This is a genomic window from Streptomyces sp. NPDC050560, assembly GCF_044457285.1.
In the GTDB taxonomy this organism is placed as follows: domain Bacteria; phylum Actinomycetota; class Actinomycetes; order Streptomycetales; family Streptomycetaceae; genus Streptomyces.
Window position 1 is genome coordinate 14,683 of the sequence record NZ_JBITGT010000023.1, and the last position, 11,288, is coordinate 25,970.

Annotated in this window: 6 protein-coding genes; 1 reads left to right on the top strand and 5 read right to left on the bottom strand. The window is 70.2% G+C overall.

Annotated elements, in window-relative coordinates:
* Positions 1-102: 102 nt before the first annotated feature.
* From ACIBIW_RS34695 to ACIBIW_RS34710, 4 genes are read right to left on the bottom strand one after another with little or no spacing between them, the layout of a single operon-like run.
* On the bottom strand, positions 103-1,806 hold the full coding sequence (locus tag ACIBIW_RS34695) for an ABC transporter family substrate-binding protein (protein WP_399342199.1): 1,704 nt from the start codon (positions 1,804-1,806) through the stop codon (positions 103-105).
* A 15-nt stretch (positions 1,807-1,821) separates the two neighbouring features.
* Complete coding sequence (locus ACIBIW_RS34700; protein WP_399342200.1) at positions 1,822-3,963, bottom strand: dipeptide ABC transporter ATP-binding protein; 2,142 nt, start codon at positions 3,961-3,963, stop codon at positions 1,822-1,824.
* A complete protein-coding gene (locus tag ACIBIW_RS34705; RefSeq protein ID WP_399342202.1) occupies positions 3,960-4,916 on the bottom strand; it encodes an ABC transporter permease in 957 nt (318 codons plus the stop codon). Before ACIBIW_RS34705 ends, ACIBIW_RS34700 begins: the two co-directional genes overlap by 4 nt.
* A gap of 1 nt (position 4,917) precedes the next feature.
* Entirely contained in the window at positions 4,918-5,901 is a 984-nt protein-coding gene (locus ACIBIW_RS34710; protein ID WP_399342204.1) for an ABC transporter permease, read from the bottom strand.
* Positions 5,902-6,818: 917 nt separating this feature from the next.
* Here ACIBIW_RS34710 and ACIBIW_RS34715 point away from each other — a divergent pair.
* Positions 6,819-8,399: a M4 family metallopeptidase gene (locus ACIBIW_RS34715; RefSeq protein ID WP_399342206.1), complete on the top strand. Its 1,581-nt coding sequence runs from the start codon at positions 6,819-6,821 to the stop codon at positions 8,397-8,399.
* Positions 8,400-8,514: 115 nt separating this feature from the next.
* Here the strand turns inward: ACIBIW_RS34715 and glgP are convergent, their stop codons facing one another.
* Positions 8,515-11,169: an alpha-glucan family phosphorylase gene (gene glgP, locus ACIBIW_RS34720; RefSeq protein WP_399342208.1), complete on the bottom strand. Its 2,655-nt coding sequence runs from the start codon at positions 11,167-11,169 to the stop codon at positions 8,515-8,517.
* Positions 11,170-11,288: the final 119 nt, after the last annotated feature.

Here is an 11,288-nt window from a genome sequence, read left to right on the forward strand (position 1 = left end):
CGGGGGGAACCCGCCCGGCGGGCGACACGGCGGAAGCCCCCGCCGCGGGCAGTCGCGGTGGGGGCTTCCGGACGGTGCCGGGCCCCGCGGGGCCCGGCCCGGCTACTTCTGCCAGCCGATCAGCTCGGGCGGGCCGAGGGTGCCGTAGTTGCCGTAGAACTGGGCGGAGCCGAAGTTCGCGAGGCCCTTCTTGGTGGCCCAGATCGTCGTGCCGTTCGACAGCGGCATGATGCCGTACGTCTCCATGGCCTTCTGCTCGACCTTGTTGCCCTGCTCCACCTGCTGGTCCACGGTGGGGAGCTTGACGACGTCCTTCACCTCGGGGTCCATGCTCTTGGGCACCGAGCGCGAGACGTTGAGGGTGGAGTCGGAGCAGTACATCTGGCAGATGAACGCCACACCGTTGGGGCTCGACGAGATGAAGCCCATGCCGAAGATGTCGAAGGCGCGGTCCGTGAAGACCTTGTTGAAGTCCGCGGACGGGCGGGCCTTGATGTTCAGCTTCACGCCGATGTTCTTGTACATCTGCGCCATGGCCGTCGCCCTCGCCTTGATGACCGCGGAGTCACCGATGGTGGGGAAGTCCAGTTCGAGCTTCTGCCCGCCCTTGGCCCGCACACCGTCGGAACCGGCCTTCCAGCCCGCCGCGTCCAGATCCTTCTTCGCCTTGTCCGCGTCGAACTTGACGAGCTTGCCGAAGTTGTCGGCGTACCAGTCCTTCTGGAAGCTGTAGAAGTTGAAGGACCCCGGCAGCGGCTCCGTGTAGTTGAGCCCCTGGAAGGTGATCTTCGCCAGTTGCGCGCGGTCGATGCCCTCCATCAGCGCCTTGCGCACGGCGACGTCCTTGAGCTGCGGCGAGGTGGCGTTGAACACCAGCAGGTTGTTGGACGTGGTGGTGCCGCGGCGGATGTCGATGCCCTTCATCGACTTCACCTGGCTGAGGAACTCGGCCCGGGACACGTCGGTGGCGTCGATCTGCCCGTTCTTGAACGCGTTGATGGAGGAGCTTTCTTCCATCTGCACGAACGTGAACTTGTCCAGATGCGGTTTGGCGCCCCACCAGTTCGGGTTGGGCTTGTAGGAGATGGTGCCGCCCTTGGCGTCGAACTTGTCGATCGTGTACGGGCCCGCGCCCCACTCCGGGTGCGGCTTGTTCACGTACGCCTTGTTGAAGTCGTCGGCCTTGGCGATGTGGGGGTTGATGACCGTGTTGAAGATGTAGTCCCACCACACGTACTTGCCGTCGTAGGTGAGGACCGCCTCGTGGTCGTCCTTGCCCTTGGTCACCGACTTGACGTTGGCGTAGCCGTCGGAGGAGCCGACGACGAAGTTCTTGTCGGTGCCGTTGTTGGCCTTCCAGGTGTCACGGAAGACGGTCCAGTCCCACTTCTGGCCGTCGTTCCACTTCGCCTTCGGGTTGATGTCGTAGGTGACCTGGGTGTTGCCGTCGACCGTCGTCTCCTTGACGCTGGACAGGTAGTCCTTGTTCCAGGTGACCTTGCCCTTGGGGTCGTTGTAGGAGAGCTGGGGCTGGTAGAACCAGGCGACCTTGGAGGTGTAGAGCGTCCCGTCGCCCTGCATCGGGTTGAGCTGGTCCGGGATCTCCACGATCGGCAGGGTCATCTCCCCGCCCTGCTTCAGGTTACTGGCGGGCTGCGGGTTGTAGGAGGTCAGCACCTCGCTCTCCGAGGAGGCGCCCTTCTGTGCCTTGCCGTCACTCTTGTCGTTGTCCCCGCCGGTGCACCCGGCCAGGACGAGGGAGGCGGCGGCGGCGAACGCGACGCCGCCCAACGCGAGTCTCTTCATGTCAGTCTCTCGGTTCTAGGTCTCTACCGTCGTGAGCGTGTCCGCGAAGTGGCATGCGTCGCGGTGGTCCTGGCTCTCCTCTCCCGTGAGCCGCGGTGTCTCCCCTCGGCACCGCTCCTTCTGTGACTCCCCCAGGGTCAGGTGGAGCGGACACCTGGTGACGAACCGGCAGCCGGGCTGGTCGTCGGTAGGGCTGGGCAGGTCGCCCCTGAGCAGGACGCGCTCCCTGCCGCGCTCCGCCGCCGGGTCGGGCAGCGGGATGGCGGAGAGCAGCGCCCTGGTGTACGGGTGCCTGGGGTTGTCGAAGACGGCGTCCGTCGCGCCGATCTCCACGATCCGCCCCAGGTACATCACCGCCACCCGGTCGGAGATATGGCGTACCACCGACAGGTCGTGGGCGACGAAGAGATAGGAGAGGCCGAGGTCGGCCTTGAGTTCGTTGAGCAGGTTGATGACCCCTGCCTGCACCGACACGTCGAGCGCGGAGACCGGCTCGTCGAGCACCAGCAGCTTCGGCCGGGTGGCCAGGGCCCGTGCGATGCCGATGCGCTGGCGCTGCCCGCCGGAGAACGCGGCGGGGAACCGGTCGCGGTGCTCGGGATCGAGGCTGACCAGCTCCATCAGCTCCGCCACCCGGTCCTCCAGCACGTCCCTGCCGCGCTGGCCGATGGCGCGCAGCGGCTCCGCGAGGACGTCGAAGACGGTCATCCGGGGGTCGAGGGCGCCCATCGGGTCCTGGAAGACCATCTGGATGTCGCGGCGCACCCTGCCGATGTCCTGCTTGCGCCTGAGCCGCGCCACGTCCGTGCCGCCGACGCTGATACTGCCGCGCTCCGGGGCCTTGAGCCCCATGATCTCCAGCAGGGTGGTGGTCTTGCCGCAGCCGGACTCGCCGACGAGGCCGAGCGTCTCGCCCTCGCGGATGTCGAAGTCGACGCCGTTGACGGCGTGTACGGTGCCGACCCGCCGCTTGAGCAGCCCGCCCTTGGTGAGCGGGAAGGTCTTGGTGACGTCGACGAGGTCGAGCACCTTGGCGCGCTCCTCGCGCGGGATGACGGCGAGTTCGGTCTCCGGGAGCACCGGGACGGGGAAGACCGGCGCCCCATCGATGGCGCCGCCGCTGATCTCGCCGGAGCGGCGGCAGGCGGCCCGGTGCGCGGGGGCCGCGTCACCGGCGGCGGTGCCGTCGGCGGCGACGGGTTCGAGGGCCGGCTCGGTGGCGCGGCAGGCGTCCTCGACGACGGGGCAGCGCTCGGCGAAGGGGCAGGCGTCGGGCAGGTCGACGAGGAGCGGCGGCGTCCCCCTGACGGGCACGAGGGCGTCGCGGGCGCGGTCGTCGAGCCGGGGGATGGCGCCCATCAGGCCGATGGTGTACGGCATACGGGGGCGGGCGAAGAGTTCGTCCACCGGGGCGTGTTCGACGGCGCGGCCCGCGTACATCACCATGACGTCGTCGGCGGAGCCCGCCACCACGCCGAGGTCGTGGGTGATCATGATGACGGCGGCGCCGGTCTCGCGCTGCGCGGTCTTGAGGACGTCGAGGATCTGCGCCTGGACCGTCACGTCGAGCGCGGTCGTCGGCTCGTCCGCGATGATGAAGTCCGGGTCGTTGGCGATGGCCATGGCGATGACGACGCGCTGGCGCATGCCGCCGGAGAACTCGTGGGGGAAGCCCTTGGCCCGCCGGTCGGGGTTGGGTATGCCGACGAGGTCGAGCAGTTCCACCGCCCGCTTCCAGGCGGCGGCCTGCGGGATGTCCTGGTGGATGCGGAGCGCCTCGACGATCTGGTCGCCGATGCTGAAGATCGGGGTGAGGGAGGAGAGCGGGTCCTGGAAGATCATGCCGATCCGCCGCCCGCGCACCTTCGACATCCGCCGGTCGTCGAGGTCGAGGAGGTTGTCCTCGCCGAGCCTGATCTCGCCGGAGACGGCGGCGTACTCGGGCAGCAGGCCCATGACCGCCATGGAGGTCACCGACTTGCCGGAGCCCGACTCGCCGACGATGCCCAGGGTCCTGCCCCGGTGCAGGTCGAAGGAGACGCCGCGGACGGCGTCGACCCGGCCCGCCTCCGAGGGGAAGGCCACCGTGAGGTCGCGGACGGAGAGCAGGGGCCGCGCGGCTTCTCGCTCCTTGGTGACGGTGCGCTGCTCGATCATGCGCGGCCTCCGGACTGCGAGGTGGGGTCGAGGGCGTCCCGCAGGCCGTCACCGATGAGCGCCATCGCGACGGTCAGCAGGACCACCGCGATCGCGGGCAGGTAGAACAGCCAGGGCGCGGTGGACAGGGTGGTCTGGCCGTCGGCGAGCATCGCGCCGAGCGAGACGTCGGGCTGCTTCACGCCGAAGCCGATGAAGGACAGCGCGGTCTCGGACTGCACGGTGGACGCGACGCCGAGGGTGAAGGTCACGATGAGCAGCGAGCCGATGTTGGGCACCAGGTGCCGCAGGATGGTGCGCAGCGGCCCGACGCCCATGAAGCGGGCCGCCGTCACGTACTCGCGCTCCCGCAGCGAGGTGGCGAGCGACCAGATGACGCGGGCGGTGAGCATCCAGCCGAAGACGGTGAGGACGACCACGAGGATCTTCCAGTCGCCCTGGTAGTGGGTGCCGACCAGCGCGATGATCAGGAACGAGGGCAGGATCAGCAGGAAGTGGACGAAGCCGAGCATGGCGCGCTCCGCCTTGCCGCCCAGGTAGGCGGCGGTGGTGCCGAAGAGCGCGGCGATCGCCGTGGTGAACAGCGAGACGGAGACCGCGATCACCAGCGACCTGCCGAGGCCGTGGACGAGCTGGGAGTAGACATCGTTGCCAGCGGCGTTGGTGCCCAGCAGATGGTCCCCCGTGCCCGGCGAGACGGTGAGGGCGGTGAAGTCCGCCTCCTCGTAGTTCCAGTGCGTCAGGAAGCGCCCGAAGACGGCGAAGAGCACCAGCAGCAGGAAGAGCACGAGACCGCCGAGGGCCGGCTTGTTGCGCGCGAATCGCCGCGCGTAGAGCCGTGTCGGGGAGAGCCGCTTGCCGCGGCTGCCCGCGGCCCGCAACTGCTGTGCGTCCGCCTTCTCCGGGCGTATCTCGTCGGCGTCAGGACCCACGCCCGGCATGTTGATGGCCACGTCAGCTCACCCTGATCCTGGGGTCGAGTGCCACGACGGCGAGGTCGGCGAGGATCGCGCCGATCGCCGTCATCAGCGCGCCGAACGCGGCGACCGCGACCGCGCCGTGCACGTCGTTGGTGGAGATGGTCTTCACGAAGTACTCGCCCATGCCGTGCCAGGCGAACACCGTCTCGGTGATGACGGCCCCGGTGAAGAGCGCCGGCATCGCGAACGCGACCTGGGTGGCGACGGGAATGATCGAGGTGCGCAGCCCGTGGCGCCGGATCGCCTGCTGCCGGGTGAGCCCCTTCGCGCGCGCCGTGCGCACATAGTCGGAGTTGATGTTGTCCAGCAGCAGGGAGCGCTGGAGCAGGTGGTATCCGGCGTAGGAGATGAAGGTCAGGGAAATCGTCGGCAGGATCGCGTGATTCACGCGGGAGCCGAAGACCGCCCAGAAGCCGGAGACGTCGGGGTCCTGCGCGCCGGCGACCGGCAGCAGGGTGTCCCCCAGGGACTGGTTGAGCGCGATGGCCACCAGGACGACCGCCAGCGAGGCCACGGCGGACGGCACGTTGAAGGAGAGCACGGACAGGCCCTGGAAGGCCCGGTCGGACGGCTTGTACTGCCGTGAGGCGGTGAAGACGCCGAGGCCGACGCCGATGACGATGGAGAGGATCGTCGCGCCCAGGACCAGTTGCCCACTGGTGAAGACGCGGTAGACGACCTGTCCGTTGACACTTCCCCCGGTCGGCGACCTGCCCCAGTCGAAGTGCAGCAGGATATCGGAGAACCAGCGCCACCAGCGATCGAGGATCGGCTTGTCCGGATTCAGGTTGTAAAGCGCCAGAGAGTGGTTGATCTGGGCCGGAGTTCGAGGCGGTCGCAGCGCTGTGTAATTCGACGCGGGCTTCAGGAAGGAATTGGCGAGGAAGTACGTGATGTTTGTTGCGACGACGATCATCAAAAACCAGCCGGCGGCTTTGCGGGCGATGTATCGCAGCACTTTCAGCCGGCCTTTCGGGAGCGGGGGTGACCGATGCTCCGGAGGCCCCGGAGGCGGAACGCGCCCTCCGCCGACCGCCGTTGCGGATGGGGTGTCCATCGGCGCGGGACCGAGCGGGGGGCTCCGTGCGGCGCTGCGAAAATGCGTTGCGCGCCCCCGGGCAGGTACGCGACCCTGGGTGGCGGGTAGGCACCCGAGGCGAGTACCGGGGCATGGGTGAGCAGTGCGCCGGACATGGAGCGACGTCCTCGTGGAGAGAGCTGACATAAAGCCGCCGCATGATCCAGCAGCGCCGTTCCCGAGAATTACAAGCGTGCACATGACGCGTCAAGACTGGTCAGGTCGCGATCCGGTTAATGAGCGTCCCATTACCGGACTTTCCGCCCAAATTATGCGAAGCCGCGGTGGCTTCGGGGTGAACGGCCGACGCCCATGACGAGGCGGCGGGGGCGCGCTCTCGCCCCGGTCCGGTCGCGCGGGAGCGGCGGGCCCGCCCTCGTGGCGCCCACCGGTCGCCCGAGGCCCGTACGGCGCGGGCGAGTTGGCCGCCACGGTCCGGCCGACGCGCGGTCACCCCACGCACCCCTCCCGCCCCGTAGGCGATTTTCAGCCACACGAGGGGGCTCGTCCGGCCTCAGGAAGACGGACTCCGACGCCCCCTTGAACACATCCCGACAATCTCCCGTACATGAGTGCACGGGTGGAGGGCGTAACCTCAAGCTCGGCCGCCACTCAAGTGTTTCGTTCGCATTACGTACAGTCAGTCCCGCCCAACGGACGATTTCCGGCCAACATGACGATGCACCCCTGTCGTGTACCCGCCGTAAATGCAACGCTTCCCGGGCAAGCGAACCCGCACCTCACCTGTTTGCCCGGGGAACCTCATGCCCCGGGCCCCCACACTCAGAGGAGCCTGCGTGACCCCCCACATATCCCGAGGCAGGATTCTGGCCATCGGCACCGCTGTCGCGTCCGGTGCGCTCGTGCTCTCCAGCCTCTCCGGTGGCGCCATGGCACAGACCAAGGCCCAGGACGTCAGATCCCTGGCCGGCGCCCCGAGCGTGCTCACCGGTGCCGCGCACACCGACGCCCTCAAGACCGCCCAGTCGCACGCGGCCACCACCGCGAAGCAACTGGGCCTCGGCGCCCAGGAGAAGCTGGTCGTCAAGGACGTGGTCAAGGACCGCAACGGCACCACGCACACCCGCTACGAGCGCACCTACGGCGGACTGCCGGTGCTCGGCGGCGACCTCGTGGTGCACACCGACAAGTCCGGCGCCACCAAGGGCGTCACCCGCGCCTCTTCGGCGAAGATCGCGGTGGACACGTCGAGCAGCCTCGCCGCCAAGGCCGCGCCCAAGGGCGCCCGCAAGGTGGTCTGGGCCGCCAAGGGCACCCCGGTGCTGGCCTACGAGAAGGTCACCAACACGACGGACGAGGACGGCACGCCCAGCAGGCTGCACGTCATCACCGACGCGGCCAGCGGCAAGAAGCTGTTCCAGTACGACGACATCCGCACCGGTGTCGGCCACAGCCAGTTCAGCGGCGACGTGGAGATCGGCACCACGCAGTCGGGCAGCGGCTACGAGCTGACCGACGGGGAGCGCGGCGACACCAGCACGTACAACCTGGACAACGGTGTCTCCGGCAAGGGCACCCTGTTCACGGACGACGACGACGAGTGGGGCGACGGCACCGTCAACGACCCGGCCACGGCCGGCGTCGACGCCGCCTACGGCGCCGAGGTCACCTGGGACTACTACAAGAACGTCCACGGCCGCTCCGGCATCGCAGGCGACGGCAAGGGCTCGTACTCGCGCGTCCACTACGGCGACAACTACGTGAACGCCTTCTGGGACGACTCCTGCTTCTGCATGACGTACGGCGACGGCTCGGGCAACAAGGCCCCGCTGACCGCGCTGGACGTGGCCGCCCACGAGATGAGCCACGGTGTCACCTCCACCACCGCGGGCCTCAACTACAGCGGCGAGTCCGGCGGCCTGAACGAGGGCACGAGCGACATCTTCGCCTCCGCGGTGGAGTTCTACGCCGACGCCCCCGACAACCCGGGCAACTACCTCATCGGCGAGCAGATCGACATCAACGGCGACGGCAGCCCGCTGCGCTACATGGACCAGCCGAGCAAGGACGGCATCTCACTCGACGACTGGAGCAGCTCGGCCGGCAACACGGACGTGCACTACTCGTCCGGCATCGCGAACCACTTCTTCTACCTGCTGTCCGAGGGCAGCGGCCAGAAGACGATCAACGGCATCGACTACGACTCGCCGACGTCCAACGGCGAGTCGGTGCCCGGCATCGGCCGGGACGCCGCCGAGCAGATCTGGTTCAAGGCGCTGACCGAGTACATGACCTCGACGACGGACTACCACGACGCGCGCGAGGCCACGCTGAGCGCCGCCGCCGACCTGTTCGGCGAGGACTCCACGGAGTACTCCACCGTGGACGCCACCTGGGCCGCGGTCAACGTGAGCTGACCAGGTTTTGAGCCCCCGGGGGCCGCGGACCGCGCCGCGAGGCGCAGGCCGCGGCCCCCTCCTCCGTGCCGAGGGGGCACCGCCACCGCCGGGCAGGGGCCGAGGGCGCCGCGCGTCAGCGCAGCAGCACCCCTGCCGCCTCCCCCGCCGCGTCCTGTCCTGGCAGCGCGACGAGGCCGAGTTCCACGCCGGACGCCAGCAGCGGATGGGCGGGCACCACCCGCACCGTGTAGCCGTACGGCCCGGCGCGGTCCAGGGTGAGGGGGCCCTCGTAGGTCCAGGCGCCGTCGAGCCCGGGGCCTCCGGTGTGCTTCAGCGGGGCGATCCCGGCGTCCACGATCCTGTCCTCCTCGTCGACCCGGCCCGCGACCGCCTGCACCTCGACGTCGTCGGGGGTGAGGCCGCCGAGGGAGACCCGCACCCGCAGCACCTGGGTGGCGCCCAGCTCCGCGGTGCCGGCGCCCGCCGCCTCCACATGGTCGACGCTCACCTCGGGCCAGGCGCCGCGCACCCGCGCCTTCCAGCGGGCCAGGCCGTCCGCCGCGTCGGCCCCGAGACCGCGGCGCGCGGCGGCGGCCGGTGCGTACAGGCGCTCGACGTAGTCGGCGACCATACGGCCCGCGAGGACCTTCGGGCCCAGCCTGGCGAGGGTCTGGCGGACCATCTCGATCCAGCGCTCCGGCAGCTCCTCGCCGGGGCGGCGCTCGTAGAACAGCGGGGTGACCCGCCGTTCGAGCAGGTCGTAGAGGGCCCCCGCCTCCAGCGCGTCCCTGCGGTCGTCGTCGAGGCCGACGGCCTGCCGGGGCCCCGCGCCCGGGGTGTCCACGCCGTCCGCGGTGGGGATCGCCCAGCCGAAGTCGGGCTCGAACCACTCGTCCCACCAGCCGTCCAGCACCGACAGGTTGAGACAGCCGTTGAGCGCGGCCTTCATCCCCGAGGTGCCGCACGCCTCCAGCGGCCGCAGCGGGTTGTTCAGCCAGACGTCGCAGCCCGGGTAGAGCTTCTGCGCCATGCCCATGCCGTAGTCGGGCAGGAAGACGATGCGCCTGCGCACCATCGGGTCGTCGCTGAAGCGGACCAGCTCCTGCACCAGGCGCTTGCCGCCGTCGTCCGCGGGGTGCGCCTTGCCCGCCACGACGATCTGCACGGGCCGCTCCTCGTCGAGCAGCAGCCGGGTCAGCCGCTCGCGGTCGCGCAGCATCAGGGTGAGCCGCTTGTACGAGGGCACCCGGCGGGCGAAGCCGATGGTGAGCACCCCGGGGTCGAGCGCGCCCTCGATCCAGCCGAGTTCGGCGGGCGCGGCGCCGCGCTGCCGCCAGGACGCGTAGAGCCGGGCCCGCACCTCCTCGACGAGCCGGGCGCGCAGGGTGCGCCGCAGCTCCCACAGCTCAGCGGCGGGGACGTCGGCGAGGGCGCGCCAGGCGTCGGGGTCGCCGAGGGCGAGGGCGGCCTCGGCCCGCTCGGCGCCGAGGGTGCGCTCGGCGGCCCCGTGCACCTCGGGCGCCACCCAGGTCGGGGCGTGGACGCCGTTGGTGACGGAGGTGATGGGCACCTCCTCGGGGTCGAAACCCGGCCAGAGTCCCGCGAACATCTCCCGGCTGACCCTGCCGTGCAGCAACGAGACGCCGTTGGCGCCGCGGGCGAGCCTGAGGCCCATCACGGCCATGTTGAACAGGTGGGGCTCGCCGCCCTGGTAGGTCTCGGCGCCGAGGTCGAGGACGCGGCCCGTCTCCAGGCCCGGCAGCTCGGCCTCGGGCCCGAAGTGGCGGGCGACCAGGTCGCGCTCGAAGCGGTCGATCCCGGCGGGCACGGGGGTGTGGGTGGTGAAGACGGTGCCGGCCCGCACCGCTTCGAGGGCGGCGTCGAAGCCGGTGCCCGTGGAGGTCAGCTCGTGGATGCGCTCGACGCCGAGGAACCCGGCGTGGCCCTCGTTGGTGTGGAAGACCTCGGGGTCGGGGTGCCCGGTGGCGGCGCAGTAGGCGCGCACCGCGCGGACCCCGCCGATGCCGAGGAGCATCTCCTGGAGCAGCCGGTGCTCGCTGCCGCCGCCGTAGAGCCGGTCGGTGACGTCGCGCTCGCGTGGCCCGTTCTCCTCGACGTCGGAGTCGAGCAACAGCAGCGGCACCCGTCCGACACGCGCCTGCCACACCCTGGCCCACAGGGCGCCCCCGCCCGGCAGCGCGAGCCGTACGCGCACGGGGGTGCCGTCCGCGGTTTCGAGCGGGGCGAGAGGCAGTTCATGGGGGTCGAGTACGGGGTAGTGCTCCTGCTGCCAGCCGTCCCTGGACAGGGTCTGGCGGAAGTAGCCGTGCCGGTAGAGCAGGCCGACGCCGATGAGCGGGACGCCGAGGTCGCTCGCGGACTTGAGGTGGTCGCCGGCGAGGATGCCGAGGCCGCCGGAGTACTGGGGCAGCGCCGCGGTGATGCCGAACTCGGGCGAGAAGTAGGCGACGGCTGCGGGCAGCCCGCCGCCTTGGCGCTGGTACCAGCGCTCGCCGGTGAGGTACCCGGTGAGGTCGGCGTCGGCCGCGGCGAGCCGGTCGAGGAAGGCGGGGTCCCCGGCGAGTTCGGCGAGCCGGGCGGGCGGCACGCTGGCGAGGACCCGTACCGGGTCCCCGTCGCAGGAGGCGTACCGGCCGGGGTCGACCGCCTCGAAGAGCTGACGGGTCGCGGGGTGCCAGGACCAGCGCAGGTTGCGGGCGAGCCGGCCGAGCGGCCGCAGCGGTTCGGGAAGGACGGGTCGTACGGTGATCCGACGGATTGCCTTCACATGTCCACCTTTGCAATCCAGTTCGGGCGCCTCGAAGAAACGCCCCGGGGCACTGGGAGGGTAACCGCCCACGAGGGGCGCAACCACGGCGCACGGAGGGACGCCGTGCCATCCGACGG